Source organism: Leifsonia sp. NPDC077715 (assembly GCF_040686855.1).
Classification (GTDB): domain Bacteria; phylum Actinomycetota; class Actinomycetes; order Actinomycetales; family Microbacteriaceae; genus Leifsonia.
In genome coordinates this window covers 1,125,109-1,145,150 of record NZ_JBFBOG010000001.1, presented here as the reverse complement: position 1 = coordinate 1,145,150, position 20,042 = coordinate 1,125,109, and the positions used below count along the sequence as shown (strand labels likewise).

Sequence of the window (20,042 nt, the reverse complement as noted above, 5' to 3'; positions counted from 1 at the left end):
CGCTGTAAAGTCGCTTCCGCTGCTCAGCTCCGGCCGGGCGCGCTCTCGCGGGCGACGAGGGAGAACGGGGCGAGTTCGTGCCGTCCCATCCCGTCGAAGCCGGAGACCCGCTCCAGCAGCATCTCCACCGCGCGCGACGCGAGCCCGCGCATGTCCGGCGCGATCGTCGTCAGCGACGGGTAGGTGACCGCCGTCATCGGAGTGTTGTCCCATCCCGTGATCGCGACGTCCTCCGGCACGTGGAAGTCGCGTTCCTGCAGGGCGCGCAGGGCGCCGATCGCCGCGAGGTCGTCGCGGCAGACCAGCCCGTCGAAGCGGAGGCCGCGGTCGATCGCGGCGCCCACGGCGCGCACCGCGTTCCCCGCGGAGACGGAGACGCTGGGGATCAGCAGCTCCGGGTCCGGGGTGAGCCCCGCGTCCTCCAGCGCCTGCTGGTAGCCCGCGATGCGCAGCTTGGAGGTGCGCGTCGGGCGGCTGCTCTCGTGGCCGGCGAAGGCGATGCGGCGGCGCCCGTTCGCGATCAGGTGCTCCGTGGCGACGCGGGCCGCTTCCACGTTGTCGATCATGATGCGGTCGAGCGTGAGCGGCGCCGCGTTCTCGCCGAGGACGACGAGCGGGATGTCGGTGCGGGTCTGCGCGAGCTCGGCCGAGTTCATGACGCTCGGCTGGAAGATCATGCCGTCCACCAGGCCCGACTCCCCGGCCGACACGACGGCCCGCTCGCCCTCGATCGTGCCCTCGGTCTGCTCGAGCAGGACGCGGTAGCCGCGCCGCTCCGCTTCGTCGGCGACGACCCGCGCGAGCTCGGCGAAGTACGGCAGCGTGACGTCGGCGAAGGCGAGTGCGAGAAGGCCCGTGCGGCCGGTCGCCAGGCGGCGTCCCATGATGTTCGGCCGGTAGCCGAGCTCGTCGATCGCCCGCTGCACCTTCTCGCGCATCTGGGGGCTGACGTGGGGGTAGTTGCGGACGACGTTCGAGACGGTCTTCATCGAGACGCCGGCGTGCTCTGCCACGTCCTGGAGCCTGACCGCCATCAGACCGTCCCCTTTCGCCTCCGCGGACGCCGTGTCCGTCGGGTCACTCTACAACGCACCGCCCGTCCCGGTCTGCACCGGGTTGACAGCGGATATCCAGCGCTGTAAATTCGCCAGACATGCCGAGTGTACGGCTCAAGCACCCCCGATCACGCACAGGCAGCAGCATCACGACCGCGTGAACGGCTCACTCAAGGGAGAGATCACATGAAGAAGCGATTCGCGGCACGCGCGATCGCCGTGGCGGTGACGGCGGGCCTCGGGCTCGCGCTGACCGCCTGCGGAAGCAGCGCCGGTTCCGGGGGAGCCCAGGTCGCCTCCGGCGACTACACCGGCCCGAAGGTCAACATCAGCTTCTGGAACGGCTGGACGGGCGGCGCCGCCCCCGTGCTGGTGCCGAAGCTGATCGACAAGTTCAACTCGGAGCACAAGAACATCGTCGTCAAGGACGTCCCGATGGAGTGGGCCGACATCGCCCGCAAGATGCCGCTCGCCGTCAAGGCCGGAAAGGGCCCGGACGTCGCGGTCGGCCACGGCGACGACATCGCCACGTACGCCGCGCAGGGCCTCGTGCTCAAGGCGGACGACATCGTGAAGTCCCTCGGCTACAAGGCGAGCGACTTCCCGGAGGGCCTACTCGACGCGGGCAAGTACAACAACGCGCAGTACGCGGTGCCGTGGAGCGTCACCCCGCTCGGTCTGTACGTCAACAAGGACGTGCTGAAGTCGGCGGGCGTCGACACCATCCCGACCGACAAGGCGGGGTACCTCGCAGCGCTCGACAAGCTGAAGGCCGCGGGCGTCCAGGGTGAGTGGGTCGACGGCTACGTCTTCACCGGAACCTTCGAGTTCGAGAGCCTGCTGTGGCAGTACGGCGGCGACCTGTTCGACAAGGGCGCGACCAAGGCGACCTTCAACTCCGAGGCCGGCGTCAAGGCGCTGACGTGGATGACCGACCTGATCAAGAAGGGCTACAGCCCGGCCGACGTGGCGCAGGACGGCAACATCAACGCCCTCATCGCCGGCAAGACGGCGTTCAACTGGAACGGCGTCTGGCAGACCACGAACACGGCGTTCGACAAGCTGCAGTGGCAGGCCACGGCCGTCCCGCAGATCGGCGACCAGAAGGCCGTGTGGTCCTCGTCCACCCACTGGATGTTCATGAACAACAAGGGTCAGGACAAGAACAAGACCGCCGCCGCGGCGACGTTCGTCAAGTGGATGAACGACAACTCGGCCGACTGGCCCAAGACCGGTGAACTCCCCGCCAAGAACTCGGTGCGCAACGACCCGAAGCTGGTGCAGGACTACCCGAACCTCAAGCCGTTCCTCGACGAGCTGCCCTACGCCCACTACGAGCCGATCGCGGCGGGCATCACGACGGTGGAGGCCACCATCACCACCGCGGTGAACGAGGCCGTGACCGGCAAGAAGGAGCCGAAGCAGGCGCTGGACGACGCGGTCGCCAAGGCCAACACGCTGCTGAAGCAGAACAAAGAGAAGTACGGTGACTGAGACCGCATCGATCGTGGCGCCCCGGGAGACCGGGGCGCCACGCCCGTCCCGTTCCGGCCGGAAGACCGGCCGGCGGCCGGGTGCGCCGCGTCGCACCGGCGTCGCGTACCTCTTCCTCGCACCCTTCCTGGTGCTGTTCGTCGTGTTCGTGCTCGCCCCGGCCGTCTTCGGCCTGTGGATCAGCCTCACCAACTGGAGCCCGTTCCGGGTCAACCAGAAGTTCATCGGCCTCCAGAACTACATCGACCTCTTCACGCCGGGGAGCGCCACCTCCGGCGACTTCTGGCAGTCGATGCTGGCCACCCTCATCTTCACGGTCTGCAGCGTCCCCTTCCTGCTGATCATCCCGCTCCTGGTCGCCGTGCTGCTCAACCAGAGGATCCGTGCGGGTTCGTTCTTCCGCGGCATCTTCTTCGCGCCCTACGTGCTGGGCGTCGCCGTCATCGGCGTGATCTGGAAGTACCTCCTGGACACCCAGTCCGGGATCCTGAACCATCTGCTCGGGATGATCGGCCTGCCCGACAACATCCCGTGGACGGTGGATGTGCCGTGGGCGTGGGTGAGCCTCGTCGGCGTCACCGTGTGGTGGACGATGGGGTTCAACACCGTGATCATCCTCGCCGGGCTCAAGGGCATCAGCGCCGATCTCTACGAAGCGGCCGCGCTCGACGGCGCGGGCGCCGTGCGTCAGTTCTTCAGCGTGACGCTGCCCGGGCTCCGTCCGGTCATGACCTTCGTGGTCACCATCACCATCCTGGCCAGCGCCAACATGTTCGGTCAGTCCTTCCTGCTTACCAAGGGCGGACCGGGCAACCAGACGCGCACGGCGATCATGTACATCGCCGACCAGGGCCTCTCGCAGAACAACATGGCCGCGGCGTCCGCGATGAGCTACGTGCTCTTCGTCTTCCTCGCGATCATCAGCATCGTCAACTTCCGCCTCCAGCGGGAGCGGGCAGAGAAGAGCGCCTCATGACGACGACCGCTCCCCAGAACGACGCAAGCACCACCGGGGCCGGCACGACAGGCTCCGACAACGCCGCCGGCCGGGCCGTCCCGGCGCGTCGCAAGCCGACCACTCAGGCGGCGCTCCGGAAGAGCGTGCTCTATGCGGCGCTGATCGTGATCGCGCTGGTCGTGATCCTGCCGCTGCTGTGGATCCTGCTGACGTCGTTCAAGACCGACGGCGACGCCATCCGCAACCCGTACAACGCGCTGCCGAACCCGTTCTCGATGGAGGCGTACGCCACCCTGGCGAGCGGCCAGCAGCCGGTGTTCCGCTGGTTCCTGAACAGCCTCGCCGCGGCGGCGCTGCAGACGGTGATCATCCTGGTGACCGCGTCCATGGCCGCCTACGCGCTGGCCCGACTGGAGTTCTGGGGCAAGCGGATCGTCTTCGGGCTGATCGTCGCGACGCTGCTCGTCCCGCCGGTGATCTTCCTGATCCCGAACTACCTCATCGTGCAGAACCTCGGCTGGCTCGACACCATCTGGGCGATCACCATCCCGGGGGCCGCGAGCGCGTTCGGCGTGTTCTTCCTGCGGCAGTTCTTCGTCGGCCTCCCGGCGGAGATCGAGGAGGCGGCGCGTATCGACGGCGCCGGCGACTTCCGCATCTTCCTGCAGATCGTTATCCCCCTGGCGCGGCCGGCGCTCGCGACGCTGGCGGTGCTGAGCTTCCTCGCCAACTGGAACGACTTCCTCTGGCCGGTCTACGTGCTGCTCAGCCCGGAGAATCTGACGCTGCAGCCCGGTCTGTCCCAGCTGCAGGGCGCGTACTCGACGCACTACGCCATCGTCATGGCGGGCGCCGTGATCGCATCCGTGCCGGTGCTCATCCTGTTCTTCTTCGCGCAGAAGCAGATCGTGGAGAGCGTCGCCACCAGCGGGGTCAAGGGATGACGGTCCGCCGGGCCGCCCTCGCGGCCGGCGCCGCAGTTGCCCTCGCCGCCGGTCTCGTGGGCTGCTCGGCGGGGCCGTCGCCCGAAGCCTCCTCGTCGTCGCCTGCGGTCGCACCGTTCCAGATCGACAGCGACTTCCCCGATCCCGGAGCGCTGGTCGTGGGCGACCGCGTGTACGCGTACGCCACGAACACCCCGGCGGCGAACGTACAGGTCGCGACCACGACCGACATGAAGAGCTGGAAGGTCAGCGACCAGGACGCGCTGCCCGAACTCCCGTCGTGGGCGCTGCCCGGCAAGACCTGGGCGCCCGGACCGGCGGAGCTCGCGGACGGCCGGTTCGCGCTCTACTTCACCGCGTCGGACGCCGCCAGCCGCTACCAGTGCATCGGCGTCGCGTTCGCGGACAAGCCGGAGGGCCCGTTCACCTCGACGGCCGACAAGCCGCTGGTCTGCCCGGTGGACGAGGGCGGAGCGATCGACGCGAGCGTCACGGCCGACGCCGACGGCCAGCGCTATCTGGTCTGGAAGAACGACGGCAACTGCTGCGGCTACGACACCTGGATCTCCGCGCAGCCCCTCTCGGCCGATGGAGCATCGCTGAGCGGCGAGCCCACTCGGCTGATCAAGCAGACCGAATCGTGGGAAGGACACCTCGTCGAAGCGCCGGTCATCGTGCGGCACGACGACGAGTACGTGCTCCTCTACTCGGCCAACGACTACAGCAACTCCTCGTACGCCACCGGCGCCGCCACGGCGAAGAGCCTGCTCGGCCCGTACACGAAGGCGAAGAAGCCCCTGATCTCGACGGAGGCATCCGGCGGCCGCTACCTCGGCCCGGGCGGCGAAGAGCTCATCACCGTCCAGGGGAAGGACTGGATGCTGTTCCACTCCTGGGACGAGGCGTTCGCCTATCGCGGCATGCACGCGGTCCCGGTGGCGTGGCACAACGGCCTGCCGGAGCTCTCCCCATGACCCCGGCCGTGCGCGTGACCCGGCACTGGGGTCCCGTCTGGGACGGCTACTTCGCCGACCCCTTCGTCCTCCGGCTGGCCGACGGCGGGTACGTCGCCTACGGCACCCACCCCCGGAGCGACGGCGACCGCGTCTTCGAAGCGCTGGTCTCGCGCGATATGGAGCGCTGGGAGAGCGCAGGGCCAGTCCTCGGGCGGCTGCCGGCCGCGTTCGGCGAGGACTACTGGGCGCCCGAGGTCGCGGAGGCCGGCGGCACCTACTGGATGTACTACTCGGTCGGCAGGGGCATCGAGGGCCACCACATCCGGGTCGCGTGCAGCGACGCTCCGACCGGTCCGTTCGAGGACGTCGGGGTCGACCTGACGCCCGACGAGGTGTTCGCGATCGACGCACATCCCTTTCAGGACGTGGACGGGAGCCGCTACCTCTTCTTCGCGCGCGACGTGCTCGACCATGAGCGGCCGGGCACGCACCTCGCCGTCGCCCCGCTCGACGCGGGCATGACGGCGCTCGCCGGTCCCGTCGTCCCCGCTCTCGCGCCGAACGCCGACTGGCAGCTCTACGAGCGCGACCGCGACATCCACGGCCGCCGCTTCGACTGGCACACGCTCGAGGGTCCTGCGGTCGTGGCCCGCGACGGCCGCTTCTGGCTGACGTACTCCGGCGGCGCGTGGACCGGACCCGGCTACGCGGTCGGCGTCGCGGTGGCGCCGCACCCGCTCGGCCCGTGGGCGCACGTCGATCAGCCGGCCCTGCTGCGCAGCGGCGGCGACCTGCGGGGCCCGGGCCACAACTCGTTGACGACAGCGCCACACGGCGGCGACATCATCGCGTTCCACTCGTGGAACGCAGAGCAGACCGCACGGCAGCTGCACCTCGGGGCCGTGACCTTCGGCTGAGCGCTCGCCGTTAAACCACGATGCCGGGCTGCGAGAAGACTAGGGTTCTTCTCACGGCCCGGCATACGTTCGGGGTTACTCCGGATGGATATTCGGGTTCCTCCGGGGCACCTCTGAGACTACACGAAAACGTCGCATCGCGTAGGTCGAATGGAGGACATTTTTGTACCCCGGTCCGACCCCAAAAAGAGGGGTCAGTGGTTACGCGGCGGCGAGTTCCTGCTTGAGGGCGGCGACGAACGCGTCGATGTCCTCTTCGGTGGTGTCGAACGAGCACATCCAGCGCACCTCGTTGTTGGCCGCATCCCAGTCGTAGAACCGGAAGTGCGAGCGCAGCCGGTCCGCGACACCGGTCGGCAGGGTCGCGAAGACCCCGTTGGCCTGCGTCGCCTGGCTGAAGCCGACGCCCTGGATGCTGCCGTCGGCGATGCCCGCCTCGAGCGCGGTCCGCAGGCGGGTCGCCATCGCGTTGGCGTGGCCGGCCGACCGCAGGTACAGGTCGTCGGTCAGCAGCGCGATGAGCTGCGCCGAGATGAAGCGCATCTTGGACGCGAGCTGCATGTTGAGCTTGCGGAGGTAGATCAGCCCCTCCGAGGCCTGCGGGTTCAGCACGACGACGGCCTCGCCGTAGAGCATGCCGTTCTTGGTGCCGCCGAAGCTGAGCACGTCGACGCCGGCGTCGGTGGTGAACGCCCGCAGCGGCAGCCCGAGCGTGGCCGCCGCGTTCGAGATGCGGGACCCGTCCATGTGCAGCTTCATGCCGTGCTTGTGCGCGTGGTCGGCGATCGCGCGGATCTCCTCGACCGTGTACGCGGTACCGAGCTCGGTGGTCTGCGTGATCGAGACGACCAGCGGCTGTGCGCGGTGCTCGTCGCCCCACCCCCACGCCTCGCGGTCGATCAGCTCGGGGGTGAGCTTGCCGTCCGGCGTCTCGACGGTGAGTAGCTTGATGCCGGCCACCTTCTCGGGCGCCCCCGCCTCGTCGGTGTTGATGTGAGCCGTCTTGGCGCAGATCACAGCGCCCCAGCGGGGAAGCATCGACTGCAGCCCGACGACGTTCGCGCCGGTGCCGTTGAAGACCGGGAAGACCTGGACCCCCTCGCCGAAGTGGTCGGCGAAGACCTCGTGCAGGCGGGCGGTGTAAACGTCCTCGCCGTACGCGATCTGGTGGCCGTTGTTGGCCGCGGCGATGGCATCGAGGATCTCGGGGTGCACGCCCGCGTAGTTGTCGGAGGCGAAGCCGCGAAGGGTGAGGTCGTGGAGTTGAAGCGTCACTGCTCCATCCTAGTTTTTCGCAGCTAGGGTATCCAACGCCATGCAACGCATGCATTGATATGCCATGCGCTAGATGTGTGTGCTACGGTCGGGTCGCCGATCGAGATGGCCTTGATCGGAACGAGGAGGAACGTCATGACAGAACCCAACGAGATCGTCGACAACTCGGAGTCCCCCGAGGCGGTGGCGAAGGTGGACCGTTTCACTCGCCGCCTCGACCACACCATCCCGGAGGTCTTCTAGAGGCATCCATCGGGGATGGGAGCGCCACGCTGTTCTCATCCCCGATGAGGTACCCGGAGCGCACTATGCAGACACCGACCGAATCGACCCGCACTTTTCACTTCGCGAAGGACGACTACATCCCGCCCTTCGAGTTCCAGTACCCGGAGGTGTACGCACGGTTGAGAGCACTCTCGACCAGACTGCTCGACCAACTGCCCGACCCTTCGATCGGCCCCGAAGAACGCCTCGAACGCATCGCGCGAGTGGTGCCCAGCTCGATTCGGGTCTCCAGCAATCTCCTCACCGGCTACACCAAACTCGTGCGCCTGCGCTCACGCCTCGACGAGCTGGTTCCCGGCGAGATGGATGAGCTCGAGAAGCTTGAGGTGCTACTGGCTCGCGTGCACGAGCTCGTGCCTGGAGACATGCGGCTGATCGAGAAACTCGAGACCATGCACGATTACCGATACTCGGACACCGGGACGCGCGCCCGACTTCCGGAGGCGCTGCGATGAGCGGGTTGCAATTACGGCTCGACGTCACCGCGCAGGCGCCCGTGGTGTCGTCGCGGGAGGCCGCGATCCGGTTGGGTCTTCGATCGGCGAGCGTGGCGTCCACCCCAGCCGGACTGCTTCCGATTGCAATCCACAACCGTCTGATCGGGCGCGAGCGGTTCTCGAGCGACGAGTTCGCGGTCAGCCCTCTGGTGGTGAATGGTCACGAGTTCTACTGGCTCAATCCGCCTGCCCCAGATACCTGCGCGAAGGTCGGCTTGAGAGGACACCGCATCGTGGGCGACACGTCGGGACGGCTGGAGACGCTTCGCGCGGCGCTCGAGATCATCGGAATGCGTGCTCAGGCACTCGAACTCGTTCGAACCTTCATCACGACGTTCGGCTGGGTGGAGCCGGCTGATGATGGGTCGTCCGAGCCACTGCTCACTTCCTGCAGCCTCCCGGATCTCCCGCTGATGGCATTCGTCTCCGACATGGCGGACCGTCATATCCCTCCGCTCACGGTCGCCGCCGAAGGATCGCCTCGTCTGCTGGCCGAGAACATCTACCACGAGTCCGTCCATCAACTGGTGAACTTCCGCATCCTCAGCGAAGACTTGTTCCGCCCGGATTACGACTCGCGGCGGTCGCCGCTGGTGCCGATCGCGTGGCGCAGGACGAGCATCAAGCGCAATCAGGACTGGCCGCTCGATCGGGTGCTGCACGCGGCGAGCGTCTACTCTCAACTCCTCGACTGGCGACTCCACGAACTGAGGAGCGACATCCTGACCGGTACGGAGCGTGCCGCGATCGAGAAGGCTGCGGTCGACTCCCTCGAGAGTGCGACCTTTCTCTCGGCGGCCCTCTGCGAGAACATCGACTGGTTCACACCGGCGGGTGCGCTCTTCGTCGGCCGCCTCGCACAATCGGCGGAGCAACGTGTCCGGATGCTCTCGGACATGCTCGAGGTCGAGCTTGTCGGATGAGCGCACTGTTCCTACCCGAGGAGTGATCTACCTCGTATGGGGTGGTCAATCGGTCTCCGTCCTCCTGTCCGGCGCGACCTCCATCTCTCTGAGCCTCTGGGTGTATCACCTCACCGGAAGCGCAGTGAGCTTGGCGACTGTCGCCGCTGTGCGGCTGAGCATCAGCATCTACCTCTCACCGGTCGCGGGAGCGCTCGCCGATGTTGTGCGGCGGAAGACCTTGATACTGATAGCCAACGTCGGCCAGGCGGCGTCGGCCCTGGTGCTCATGATGCTCACGGCCTCATCTCCGGACGGCGCGTCCGTCATCTCCCTGACGTGCGTCGTGCTGGGAGCGTCCGGCGTACTGGACAGCGTGTTGATCGCCTCGCTCGCGGCGAGCGTCCGAGACATCCGGAGCGAACGCAATCTCAACAGAGCGAGCGCCATCGTCAGCGCGCTGGATACGTGTCCTCAGGTCATCGCACCCTTCCTCGGCGCCATACTGTACGAGACGTGGGGGATGACGCCTGTTCTCTTCGTCGACGCGCTGAGTTTCGTCGTCGCAGGTTGCGCCGTCGCGGTCGTGCGATGGCCCGATGACCGCCGCAGTCGCGCATCACAGGGATCCGGTCGCTCATGGTCGCCATTTCGCGGAGCTGCGGCCGGTTTGCGAATGATCTGGTCTCACCGCGATTATCGCCGCCTGCAGGCGGGAAACGCCGTGACCAACCTCGCGAACGGGCTCGCCCAAACAGCGGTCAGCGTCCTCCTCATCACGGGCGCCGATGGTGTCGGCCATGCGCTGGGACTTTACAACTCCTCCGCCGCTCTCGGGCTGCTCATCGGATCTCTGATCGTCGCGGTGATCGGGGCTCGTCTCCGAAGGTCGTGGAGCATCGGCGGGGGAATGGTGCTGGCAGGAATCGGGGGTCGGGCAGCGCTTGGGCTGACAAGCTTGGCACCGGTGTGGGTGGTGAGCGGCTTCGTGAGATCGATCGGGCTGCAACTCAACAACATCGCGTTGACGGCCATCTGGCAGGAGGCCACCCCACGGGCCGACCAGGGGAAGGTCTTCGGAGCTCGAAGGCTGCTTGGTCAGGGAGGGTATCCCGTCGCTGTCCTCGTCGGCGGTGCCGTCGTGGACATCATCGGGAGAGGTGGGCTCGGTGCGTGGCTGATCGTCCTCGGTTGCCTGGAAACAGCCGTCGCTGCCGTGCTAGCGGCGTCGGGAGTGCTCGGGCGGATCGGCGGCGTCGCGACTCCCGCTCTGGTCGAGTAGTCGTCGGTGGACGGGCAGCGGTCGTTGCTGTTACGTGCCCGCCGGCGTGCTCTCAGGCGTCAGCGGGATCCGGCGCCCGTTGACCGCCTCGGCATCCGCCGACCAGAGGGCGACGACCTCCTCGCCGAGCCGATCCTCGAGTCCCTCGAGCGACTTCACCACGAACACCGTCGCCGCCGACTGCGGCGCCTGCTTCGCAAAGCCCTGCGCGATCGCGCGCGTCCATGCGTCCCCGGCGGCTTTCGCGGCCGCGTAGTTCGCTCCGCCCGCGAGTGGCTTGTCGACGGCGGTCGACGACACGATCGCCAGGCGCCCGGCGCTCGAGGCGACCAGGTCGTCGTAGAACACGCGGGTGGTGTTGCGCAGTGTGCGGAAGGCGCGGTCGAAGAAGTCCCAGTCCTCGTCGGACTGGCCCGCGATCCCGCCGCCGCCGCGCCAGCCGCCGACGAGGTGGATGAGGCCGTCGAGGTCGCCGAACTTCAGGTGGATGCGCATGGCCAGCTCGGCCACCGCATCTCGGTCGGCCAGGTCGCATGCTCGGACGTCGACGCCCGGCACCGCGGCCGCGAGGGCGTCCAGCTTCTCCTGGCTGGTCCCGACGGCGAGCACACGTGCGCCGGCCTCGACGAGCGCCCGGGCGACGGCCTCGCCGGACGCGCTGGTGGCGCCGGCGATGAGGACGAGGCGGCCGGCGACGCCGGACGGCCCGGCCTCCGAGGAGGTCCGGGCCGCCGGGTGGGCCGCCGAGCGGGGCTCAGCGGCGTCGGTCATGCCGCGTCCGTCGTGCCGGTGATGCCGGCGGTGGATTCGATGACACCTGCCATCTTCTTGTTGAGCGCCTCGTAGAACATCGAGAGCGGGAACTCGTCGTCCAGCACCTGGTCGGTGTAGCCCTTCGGGGCGCCGGACAGCACCTCGTCCGACAGCCCGCGCGCCCAGTTGGACGCGGGGTGAGGCGTGAGGGTCTGCGTGAGCATCGCGTAGGCCGCGAGCCAGTGCGCGACCTTCGGGCGGTCGATCGAGCGCCAGTACAGCTCGTTGATCTGGTCGCTCAGTGCGACGACCACATCCGGGACGTTCTCCCAGTCGATGGTGAGCTGGGTGTCGGTCCAGTGCAGGACGTCGTGCTGGTGCATCCACGCGAACAGCAGCTGGCCGCCGAGCCCGTCGTAGTTGCGGACGCGGCTGCCGGTGATCGCGAAGCGGAAGATGCGGTCGAAGATCACCGCGTACTGCACGAGGTGGGCGTGGTCGCGGATGGAGCGCTGCTCGTCTGAGAGCTCTCCGTCCGGCAGCGCACTGAGCTCGCGCTCCAGCTTCACCGACTCGCGGAACGCGGTCAGGTCGCACCGCAGCTCCTCCAGCGAGTAGAGGAAGAACGGCATCCGCTGCTTGATCATGAACGGGTCGAACGGCAGGTCGCCGCGCATGTGGCTGCGGTCGTGGATGATGTCCCACATCACGAAGGTCTCCTCCGTGAGGTGCTGGTCGTCCAGCATCGCGGCCGCGTCGTCGGGCAGCTCCAGCTTGGTGATCTCGGCGGCGGCGCGCACCACACGGCGGTAGCGCGCGGCCTCGCGGTCCTGGAAGATCGCGCCCCAGGTGAACGACGGGATCTCGCGCATGGCGACCGTCTCGGGGAACAGCACGGCCGAGTTGGTGTCGTAGCCGGGGGTGAAGTCGACGAAGCGCAGGGCGACGAACAGCTTGTTGCCGTAGTCGCCGGCCTCGAGCTCGGCGATGAAGTCCGGCCAGATGACCTCGACCAGCAGCGCCTCGACGAACCGGTTCGGGCTGCCGTTCTGCGTGTACATCGGGAACACGACCAGGTGTCCGAGCCCGTCCACGCGGTGCTGCTGCGGCTGGAACTCGTTCAGCGAGTCGAGGAAGTCGGGCACCCCGAAGCCCTCGTCCGCCCAGCGGGCGAAGTCGCGCTGCAGGGCGGCGAGGTACGACGCGTCGTGCGGGAACGCCGGTGCGAGTGCGGCGATCGAGTCGACGATGGTGCGGACGTGCTCGGCGGCGGCCGGGCGGTCGGACTCCTGCTCGACGGAGCCGTCCTTCACCTGCAGGGACTGCAGGGCGACGGCCGCGTCCTTGAGGCGCAGCCAGGCGGGATCGTTGGCGACCTCGCGGACCGGGCGGCCGTCCTCGACGACCTCGGGCTCTCCGACAATCGCATCTGCAGTGTAGTTCTGGACGAAATTGGACATGACGAACCTCCCGTCGTTGGTCGGCCGCTCGCACGCGGCAGGTGAGTGGATGTCACGAGCCTATCCGGGGATCGCAAGCGTTTTGTTGCCCATTCCGGCGGAAAACTGCGCCGGATCCGCGCGAGACGCAGGGATTCGCTGCTAGCCGTACCATCCCTGTATGGATGTGGTGGTCGAGCCTGCGACGGCGGCCGATGTCGCTGCGATCGAGGCGCTGGTGCGCGAGGCATACGAGCCGTACGTGGCGCGCATCGGACGGGAGCCCGGCCCGCTGCTCGAGGACTACACCGCCGTGGTCGCCGACGGGCGCGCTGGTCGCCCGGCGGGAGGGGGTCGTCGGTCTGCTCGTCAGTTCCGTGCATCCCGACCACGTGCTGGTGGAGAATGTGGCGGTGGCGGCCGCCGAGCGCGGCACCGGACTCGGTGCCCGGCTGCTGGCGATCGCCGACGACCAGGCCCGCGCGCACGGCCTCGGGGAGGTCCGGCTCTACACGCACGAGACGATGACGGAGAACCTGGCGTACTACCCGCGGCGCGGCTTCGTCGAGACCGGCCGCCGCACCGAGAACGGCTTCTCGCGCGTGTTCTTCACCCGCATCGTCCCTCCACAGGTCTGACACCCCACGCCCGCGGCGCGCACGCGCCTGCGATGATGGACCCATGGCGAGAACGGTCCGCGGCGCACGCGTCCTCATCACCGGCGCGGCCTCCGGCATGGGCCGGCTGTATGCCGAGCGCGCCGTGCTCGAGGGGGCGCGCGCGGTCATCCTGTGGGACCGCGACGAGGCCGCGCTCATGGAGCTGACGCACCGGCTGCGGCGCGAGGTGCTGGCCGGGCGCACGGCGGCCGCGTGGGGCGCGCCGCAGGGGTCGCCGAGCTCGGCGGCCGGGCGCCCGACGACGAGCGTCCTCCCGTACGTGGTCGACCTCTCCGAGCTCGGCGCCATCGCACAGAGCGCGCAGGCCGTCCGCAAGGAGGTCGGCGGCGTCGACGTGCTCATCAACAACGCGGGTATCGTCCGCGGCAAGTACTTCTGGGAGCACGACAACGGCGACGACACCCGCCCGACCATGCAGGTCAACGCGCTCGCGCCGATGTACGTCACGCGGGAGTTCCTGCCCGGGATGCAGCGCAGCGTCCGCGAGTCCCGCATCGTCAACGTCGCCTCCGCCGCCGGCACGATCAGCAACCCGCGCATGAGCGTGTATGCCGCGAGCAAGTGGGCGGTGATCGGCTGGAGCGACAGTCTCCGGCTCGAGCTCGTGCAGCAGGGTTTCGGGCACGTCAAGGTGACGACGGTGGCGCCGAGCTACATCGACACCGGGATGTTCGAGGGCGCGCGCGGGCCGCTGCTGACGCCGATCATGACGCCGGAGTACGTCGTCGACCGCGTCTGGCGCGCGATGCTCGCGGGCAAGCCGATGCTCATGCTCCCGTGGTCGGTCGGTCTGGCGAAGACGCTCCGCGGCGTGCTGCCCCTGCGGCTGTGGGACGCGGTGGCCGGCCGCGTGTTCGGCGTGTACGACTCGATGGACGAGTTCACCGGGCGGCAGTAGACCCGCGGCCACAGGGACTCCCGTTTCTGTGAGAACTCACATACAGTGGCTCCCCGACAGCGATGCGAAGGGAGCCGATCGTGAGCGATCCGTCGTGGACCCAGGTGGTCAAGACCGTGGAGCCGGAGCAGCCGGAGTTGAAGAGGGCGCTCGGGCCCGGGCTGCTGCTGCTGTTCATCGTCGGCGACATCCTCGGCACAGGTGTCTACGCCCTCACCGGGCAGGTCGCCGCGGAGGTAGGCGGCGCCGCGTGGCTGCCGTTCCTGCTCGCCTTCGGCGTCGCGACGGTCACCGCCTTCTCCTACCTGGAGCTGGTGACCAAGTACCCGCAGGCGGCCGGCGCCGCCCTGTACACGCATAAGGCGTTCGGCATCCACTTCTTCACCTTCATCGTGTGCTTCATCGTGATGACCTCCGGGATCACGTCGGCGTCGACGGCGTCGCGTGCGTTCGCGGTGAACCTCACGGTCGGTTTCGGCATCCCGGACGACAACCTGACGACGATGCTGATCGCGCTTGCGTTCATCGTCCTCATCATGCTGGTCAACCTGCGCGGGGTGACCGAGAGCGTGTGGTTGAACGTCGTCCTGACCCTCGTCGAGCTGTCCGGTCTGCTGCTCGTCATCTTCATCGGGCTCTGGGCGATCAGCGGCGGAAACGCCGACTGGTCTCGCGTGGTCGCGTTCGAGACGCCCGAGGACAAGAGCATCCTGCTCGCGGTCAGCACGGCGACCTCGCTGGCGTTCTTCGCGATGGTCGGCTTCGAGGACTCCGTCAACATGGCGGAGGAGACCAAGGACCCGAGCCGGATCTTCCCCAAGATGATGCTCAGCGGCCTCGGCATCGCGGCCGTCATCTACGTGCTCGTGTCGATCACCGTCGTCGCGCTGGTGCCCATCGGTCAGCTGGCCGGCAGCGAGACGCCGCTGGTGACCGCGGTGGAAGCGGCGGCGCCCGGCTTCCCCATCAACGACCTGCTGCCGTTCATCTCGATGTTCGCGGTCGCCAACACGGCGCTCATCAACATGATGATGGCCAGCCGCCTGCTCTACGGCATGAGCCGGCAGAAGGTGCTGCCGCCGTTCCTGGCGAAGGTGTCACCGAAGCGCCGGACGCCGTGGACGGCCATCCTGTTCACCTCGGCGCTCGCCGTGGGGCTCATCATCTACGTGTCGCTCGACCCGAAGGGCTCGATCGTCGCGCTGCTGGGAGGCACGACCTCCCTCCTGCTTCTCGCCGTGTTCTCGGTGGTGAACATCGCCGTGCTGGTCCTGCGCAAGCAGCCGGTCGACCACAAGCATTTCCGCACGCCGACGGTGCTGCCGATCATCGGCGCCATCACCTGCCTGTACCTGGTGTTCCCGTGGACGTCGGGGCGCCCGGCGGGGCAGTACACGATCGCCTTGGCGCTGCTCGCGATCGGGGTGCTGCTGTGGGTCGTGGAGCGGATCTACGCGGCGGCGGCGAAGCGCCGCGGAGTGGAACGTGGAGTGACGTAGCCTCGTCGGATGACCTTCCCGGACGAGACAGCACCCTTCGGATACGCGATCGGGGGTGGCGCCGCGTGAGCGTCCACCTCATCGGCGGCGGCGCGACGACCGTCGCGGATGCGCCCCTTCACGCGCCGTTCGTTCAGGATGTGACGCGGCGCGCGGCGGCCGCCGGACGCGTGCGACCGCGCATCGCCGTGATCTCGTTGCACCCCGAGGCCGAGGAGAAGGCGGCGGCGCTGGGGGAGATCCTGGCCGAGGCGGCAGCGGGAGTCCCGATCGACGTGCGCCTGGCCGCCGGACGCCCCGGCGAGCCGATCGGTCCCGACGCGATCGACGATGTCGACGGCATCGCGGTGGGCGGCGGCATCGTGGAGGAGGTGCGCGCCGGACTCGAGCCGGTGTTCGCTGAGCTGCGCCGACAGGTCGCGGCAGGCGTTCCCTACCTCGGCGTCTCGGCCGGCGCCATGGTCGCGGCGGAGGGTTCGCTCGGAAGCGGCTCCCGAATCGGGGGTGTGGTCGTCTCACCAGAAGACGACGGGGAGCCCGGCGGCGAGCTGGAGATCCAGGCCGGGATCGGACTCATTGATGTTGCCGTGGAGGTGCACATGGCTCAGCGCGGGATGCTGTCCCGACTGGTGGCCGCCGTGGAGTCGGGGCTGATCGCGGGTGGGCTGGGCATCGACGAGCGGACGGCGCTCATCGTGAGCGAGGGTGCGCTTGGGGTCGAGGGCGCCGGAAGCGTGTGGCGGGTGCTGCCCACCGAGGGCGGCGTGCTGGTCTCCACGATCGGGGCCTGACGGCGCAAGTGACGGCGGACGCCTACTCCCGACCGCGCTCGACGATCTCCGCTGCGTCGAGGTCGTCCTCGGGCGGCACGGGCACATCGCCCGCATCGTCGGGCCCTCCCGTCCCGGGACGGACGGATCCGCCGGTCGACTCCTCCTGCTTGACCTCGGTCTCCCGCTCGCTCGCGGGACTGTAGGAGCGGTCCTTCGCCGTCTGGTCGGCGTCGCTCTGATGCTGGTCGGGTGCATCCGGTGCTGCGTTCATTGGGCGGACGGTACGCGCCCGCCCCGTCGCGTCCAAGCCCCTGACGGAGCGCGCGAGCGGGTGTTCGGTGGACGGTACCGAGACGATTGGAGGCCATGGATGTCTTTCCCCGAACAACAGCAGCAGCCGCCCGGTGAGACGGAGGCGATGAACCCCCGGCCCGACCACGGCGAGGAGAGCTACCGCGGGAGCGGCAGGCTGACGGGCAAGGTCGCGCTCATCACGGGAGCCGACAGCGGCATCGGAAAGGCCGTCGCGATCGCCTACGCCCGGGAGGGCGCGGATGTGGCGATCTCCTACCTGTCGGAGGATGCGGACGCCGAGGACACCGCGAAGTGGGTTCGCGAGGCCGGGCGCACGGCCCTGCTCCTGAGGGGCGATGTGTCCGACCCGCAGCACTGCCGCGACCTGGTGTCGCGCACCGTCGACGAGCTCGGCGGCCTCGACGTGCTCGTGAGCAACGCCGCCTTCCAGATGTCGCACGAGTCCCTGGACGAGATCCCCGACGACGAGTGGGACCACACCATCGCGACGAACCTGTCCGCGTTCTTCCATCTCGCGAAGGCCGCCGTGCCGCACATGAAGCCGGGTTCGAGCATCATCGGATCGTCGTCGGTCAACTCCGACATGCCCTCACCGGCCCTCCTGCCCTACGCGGCGACGAAGGCGGCGATCGCGAACATGACGGCATCCCTCGCCCAGCTCCTCGGCGAGAAGGGGATCCGGGCCAACAGCGTGGCGCCCGGTCCGATCTGGACACCGCTCATCCCCTCCACGATGCCGAACGAGAAGGTGACGCAGTTCGGCAGCGACACCCCGCTCGGCCGCGCTGGGCAGCCCGCCGAGCTCGCCGCCGTCTACGTGCTGCTGGCCAGCGACGAGGGCTCCTACATCTCGGGCGCCCGCGTCGCCGTGACGGGCGGCCGGCCCATCCTCTGACCCGCACGACGACGGCCCCGGCGGAAGTCCGCCGGGGCCGTCGTCAGGTTCAGGGGACGGTCAGACCGTCTCGCCGCGGTCCACCTCGCCGCGCCAGGCGCCGGTCGCGGTGCCCTGCGACTCGATGAACTCCTTGAAGTTCTCGAGGTCCTTCTTCACCGCGTGGTCGTCGAGACCGAAGGCCGCGCCGACCTTCTCGAGGGCGTCGGATGGCGCCCACTCCAGCTGCACCGTGACCTTGGTCTCGGTGTCCGAGAGGCGGTGGAAGGTGACGACGCCCGCGTGGTCCGTGTCGCCGGCGACCGACTTCCACGCGACGCGCTCGTCGGGCAGCTGCTCCGTGATGACGGTGTCGAACTGACGCTCCACGCCGCCGATCTTCACGCGCCAGTGGTTGGTGGTGTCGTCCACCTGGGTGATCTCCTCCACCTCGTCGAGGAAGTGGGGGAAGGACTCGAACTGGGTCCACTGGTTGTACGCGGTGGTCACCGGGACGTTCACATCGATGGACTTGGTCACTGCAGCCATGTCGGCTCCTTTCGTCGTCTTCTCTGTCGTGCCCGACGGTAGGCCCGAGCCGGGATGGGGCTAGGGCCTGGATTTCCCAGGGGGATCGTGGAAAGTGAAGCGCTTCTACTCCGGCTTGGGCGGCCCGACCGGCCAGCGCAGGAGCGCTGCCGCGGGCGCGTCGTCAGGGAGTTCGCCCGGCGACACGACGATCACGCGCGCATCCGTCAGCACGGCCGCCCGCGCGATCGCGACGGAGGCGGGGACGACCCCCAGCTCGCCGGCGCCGAAGTCCTCCTCCGGGGCGGAGGCGATCCACGGTTGGGCGTCGAGGGCGATGGCGTGACGCTCCTCCTCATGCGTGCGCTCGGCCTCCCGGGGGACGGTGACGAGCACGGTGTCCGCCTGGCTCTGCTCCAGTGCGGTCACGACCTCGCCGATGCCGAGGGCTTCGCGCCGGCCCTCGCCCTCCGACCGCGTGAAGATGCGCTGCAGAGCAGCCTCTTCGTCCTCTGCGGCGATGCGTGCGACCGCCTCCTCGAACCGACGGAACAGCTCCTCCCGATCGTCGCCCGGGCTCGCCTCGAGCTGTTCGGTGTAGAGCACCTCCTTCGCGGCGGCAGGCAGCTTCTCGGTGAGCAGTTCTACCGCGCGCACGTCACCCGCCACCATGACGAGCCGAGGGTGGAAGCGGGTCACCAGCTCCTCGATCCTCTCGGCCACGGCGGCTTCGTTGTGACGCCAGTTCTCCTCGACGTGGTGCTGGTAGCGCAGGTGCGACCAGCCACCCGACGGCACCTTGTGGATGGGGTGCGTCCTTCCGTCGACGTGCTCGGCCTCGTCCAGCTTCTGCGCGGGCTCGCCGGCGTCGGTGGGGGCGTCCGGGTCATGGTCGAGGTCCGGGCGGCGATGCCAGATCGTCGCGCCCTCCCGGGACGCCTCGACGAGGATGGCGTGGAAGTCGAACGCGTCGTGGGCCAGGAGGGGGATCGGGTCGATGACCGGCGCGAACCAAGCCCAGCCGTCGCGGGGGACCGCACCGAGCACGACCTCGTCGACCTCCACCTCTCCGCCGCGGACGGCGATGAACCGGGCGCTCGGGCTCGGGGTGCGATAGTCGGTGTTCAGCGCCTCCTCCACCGCGTCGATGTCGGCCCGTGGCGCGCCCTGCTCCTCCAGCGACTGCATCAGCGAGCGGTGCCGCAGGTCGACCGTTCGTTTGGGGTCCGGGAGGTCGCGCGAGATGTCCGCGAAGACCGTGGTCCACGGGCCGGGCTCGGCGAGGAACCCGGCGAGGATGTCGCGGGCGCTCATCGGTCGTCTCCGCCCTGGTCCGGGGGAGTCTCGGTGGAGTACGCCACCGGGTCCGGACCGGTCGCGGCAGGATCGCCGGGATCCTCGGGACTGGTCACGTCGTCGTCCGCCGGACGCTCCTCGCCATCGATCCCGGAGGCTGCCACCACCTCGGCGTCGTCGGTGTCGTCCGGCATCGGCTCCGTCTGCCGCCACTCCTCGACGTGGCTCGGGCCATGACCCTGGACGAACGGCTGCGACTCGTGCGCCAGCTCCTCGTCCAGATTCGGTCCGTGCTTCGTGTTACCGCGCTCAGCCATGGGGTGCTCCTTCCGCGTGGTGGATCGCGACGAACGAACCACCCGCCCGAAAACGAGACAAGATCTTGCAAGCTCCACGGATCGGGGTAGGCGTGGACGCATCTC

Annotated in this window: 21 protein-coding genes; 13 read left to right on the top strand and 8 right to left on the bottom strand. The window is 68.6% G+C overall.

The annotated features are described in order from the left end of the window. Positions 1-23: 23 nt before the first annotated feature. Complete coding sequence (locus AB0P25_RS05635) at positions 24-1,034, bottom strand: LacI family DNA-binding transcriptional regulator (protein ID WP_363805913.1); 1,011 nt, start codon at positions 1,032-1,034, stop codon at positions 24-26. 207 nt (positions 1,035-1,241) lie between these two features. Here AB0P25_RS05635 and AB0P25_RS05630 point away from each other — a divergent pair, with 207 nt between their 5' ends. Genes AB0P25_RS05630 through AB0P25_RS05610 form a run of 5 tightly spaced genes read left to right on the top strand, consistent with a single transcriptional unit; the run spans position 1,242 to position 6,324 of the window. Continuing rightward, on the top strand, positions 1,242-2,549 hold the full coding sequence (locus tag AB0P25_RS05630) for an ABC transporter substrate-binding protein (protein WP_363805912.1): 1,308 nt from the start codon (positions 1,242-1,244) through the stop codon (positions 2,547-2,549). Beyond that, positions 2,542-3,525 carry a sugar ABC transporter permease gene (locus AB0P25_RS05625; RefSeq protein WP_363805910.1) on the top strand — a complete coding sequence of 328 codons (984 nt, stop codon included), beginning with the start codon at positions 2,542-2,544 and terminating at the stop codon, positions 3,523-3,525. The genes AB0P25_RS05630 and AB0P25_RS05625 overlap by 8 nt, the downstream gene beginning before the upstream one ends. Further along, positions 3,522-4,451, top strand: coding sequence for a carbohydrate ABC transporter permease (locus AB0P25_RS05620; protein ID WP_363805909.1), 930 nt, complete (start codon positions 3,522-3,524; stop codon positions 4,449-4,451). The genes AB0P25_RS05625 and AB0P25_RS05620 overlap by 4 nt, the downstream gene beginning before the upstream one ends. Further along, entirely contained in the window at positions 4,448-5,425 is a 978-nt protein-coding gene (locus AB0P25_RS05615) for a glycoside hydrolase family 43 protein (protein WP_363805907.1), read from the top strand. The genes AB0P25_RS05620 and AB0P25_RS05615 overlap by 4 nt, the downstream gene beginning before the upstream one ends. Continuing rightward, entirely contained in the window at positions 5,422-6,324 is a 903-nt protein-coding gene (locus AB0P25_RS05610; RefSeq protein WP_363805906.1) for a glycoside hydrolase family 43 protein, read from the top strand. The genes AB0P25_RS05615 and AB0P25_RS05610 overlap by 4 nt, the downstream gene beginning before the upstream one ends. 201 nt (positions 6,325-6,525) lie before the next feature. Here the strand turns inward: AB0P25_RS05610 and AB0P25_RS05605 are convergent, their stop codons facing one another. Next, entirely contained in the window at positions 6,526-7,599 is a 1,074-nt protein-coding gene (locus AB0P25_RS05605) for a low specificity L-threonine aldolase (protein WP_363805905.1), read from the bottom strand. A gap of 308 nt (positions 7,600-7,907) precedes the next feature. Between AB0P25_RS05605 and AB0P25_RS05600 the strand changes: the two genes are divergently transcribed. Genes AB0P25_RS05600 through AB0P25_RS05590 form a run of 3 tightly spaced genes read left to right on the top strand, consistent with a single transcriptional unit; the run spans position 7,908 to position 10,565 of the window. Then, entirely contained in the window at positions 7,908-8,339 is a 432-nt protein-coding gene (locus AB0P25_RS05600) for a hypothetical protein (protein WP_363805903.1), read from the top strand. Then, positions 8,336-9,304 (top strand): HEXXH motif-containing putative peptide modification protein, encoded by a 969-nt coding sequence (locus AB0P25_RS05595; protein ID WP_363805902.1) that lies wholly within the window; start codon positions 8,336-8,338, stop codon positions 9,302-9,304. The genes AB0P25_RS05600 and AB0P25_RS05595 overlap by 4 nt, the downstream gene beginning before the upstream one ends. Before the next feature lie 22 nt (positions 9,305-9,326). Next, entirely contained in the window at positions 9,327-10,565 is a 1,239-nt protein-coding gene (locus tag AB0P25_RS05590) for an MFS transporter (RefSeq protein ID WP_363805901.1), read from the top strand. A gap of 30 nt (positions 10,566-10,595) precedes the next feature. Here AB0P25_RS05590 and AB0P25_RS05585 read toward each other — a convergent pair whose 3' ends face one another. Together AB0P25_RS05585 and AB0P25_RS05580 are read right to left on the bottom strand one after the other, a co-directional pair. Continuing rightward, positions 10,596-11,336, bottom strand: a complete 741-nt coding sequence (locus tag AB0P25_RS05585) for an SDR family NAD(P)-dependent oxidoreductase (RefSeq protein WP_363805900.1) — start codon at positions 11,334-11,336, stop codon at positions 10,596-10,598. Continuing rightward, on the bottom strand, positions 11,333-12,778 hold the full coding sequence (locus tag AB0P25_RS05580; protein ID WP_363805898.1) for a DUF6421 family protein: 1,446 nt from the start codon (positions 12,776-12,778) through the stop codon (positions 11,333-11,335). Before AB0P25_RS05580 ends, AB0P25_RS05585 begins: the two co-directional genes overlap by 4 nt. 164 nt (positions 12,779-12,942) lie before the next feature. Between AB0P25_RS05580 and AB0P25_RS05575 the strand changes: the two genes are divergently transcribed. The 4 genes from AB0P25_RS05575 to AB0P25_RS05560 all read left to right on the top strand — a co-directional run bounded on the left by AB0P25_RS05575 (position 12,943) and on the right by AB0P25_RS05560 (position 16,625). After that, positions 12,943-13,395 (top strand): GNAT family N-acetyltransferase, encoded by a 453-nt coding sequence (locus AB0P25_RS05575; protein WP_363805897.1) that lies wholly within the window; start codon positions 12,943-12,945, stop codon positions 13,393-13,395. Positions 13,396-13,438: 43 nt separating this feature from the next. Then, positions 13,439-14,335, top strand: coding sequence for an SDR family NAD(P)-dependent oxidoreductase (locus AB0P25_RS05570; RefSeq protein ID WP_363805895.1), 897 nt, complete (start codon positions 13,439-13,441; stop codon positions 14,333-14,335). A gap of 80 nt (positions 14,336-14,415) precedes the next feature. Beyond that, positions 14,416-15,834, top strand: coding sequence for an APC family permease (locus AB0P25_RS05565; protein WP_363805894.1), 1,419 nt, complete (start codon positions 14,416-14,418; stop codon positions 15,832-15,834). A 65-nt stretch (positions 15,835-15,899) separates the two neighbouring features. Further along, positions 15,900-16,625: a Type 1 glutamine amidotransferase-like domain-containing protein gene (locus AB0P25_RS05560; protein ID WP_363805893.1), complete on the top strand. Its 726-nt coding sequence runs from the start codon at positions 15,900-15,902 to the stop codon at positions 16,623-16,625. Positions 16,626-16,647: 22 nt separating this feature from the next. On the opposite strand, the gene AB0P25_RS05555 is transcribed toward AB0P25_RS05560, so the two are convergent. After that, the gene (locus tag AB0P25_RS05555) at positions 16,648-16,878 is read right to left on the bottom strand and encodes a hypothetical protein (protein ID WP_363805891.1); all 231 of its coding nucleotides are present in this window, start codon (positions 16,876-16,878) and stop codon (positions 16,648-16,650) included. Positions 16,879-16,977: 99 nt separating this feature from the next. Here AB0P25_RS05555 and AB0P25_RS05550 point away from each other — a divergent pair, with 99 nt between their 5' ends. Continuing rightward, positions 16,978-17,817, top strand: coding sequence for an SDR family oxidoreductase (locus AB0P25_RS05550; protein ID WP_363805890.1), 840 nt, complete (start codon positions 16,978-16,980; stop codon positions 17,815-17,817). A gap of 60 nt (positions 17,818-17,877) precedes the next feature. Here AB0P25_RS05550 and AB0P25_RS05545 read toward each other — a convergent pair whose 3' ends face one another. From AB0P25_RS05545 to AB0P25_RS05535, 3 genes are all read right to left on the bottom strand, one after another. Then, positions 17,878-18,345, bottom strand: coding sequence for an SRPBCC family protein (locus tag AB0P25_RS05545; RefSeq protein WP_363805889.1), 468 nt, complete (start codon positions 18,343-18,345; stop codon positions 17,878-17,880). Between the two features lie 105 nt (positions 18,346-18,450). After that, positions 18,451-19,638, bottom strand: a complete 1,188-nt coding sequence (locus AB0P25_RS05540) for a Vms1/Ankzf1 family peptidyl-tRNA hydrolase (RefSeq protein WP_363805888.1) — start codon at positions 19,636-19,638, stop codon at positions 18,451-18,453. After that, the gene (locus AB0P25_RS05535) at positions 19,635-19,937 is read right to left on the bottom strand and encodes a hypothetical protein (protein WP_363805887.1); all 303 of its coding nucleotides are present in this window, start codon (positions 19,935-19,937) and stop codon (positions 19,635-19,637) included. The genes AB0P25_RS05540 and AB0P25_RS05535 overlap by 4 nt, the downstream gene beginning before the upstream one ends. Between the last annotated feature and the right edge of the window lie 105 nt (positions 19,938-20,042).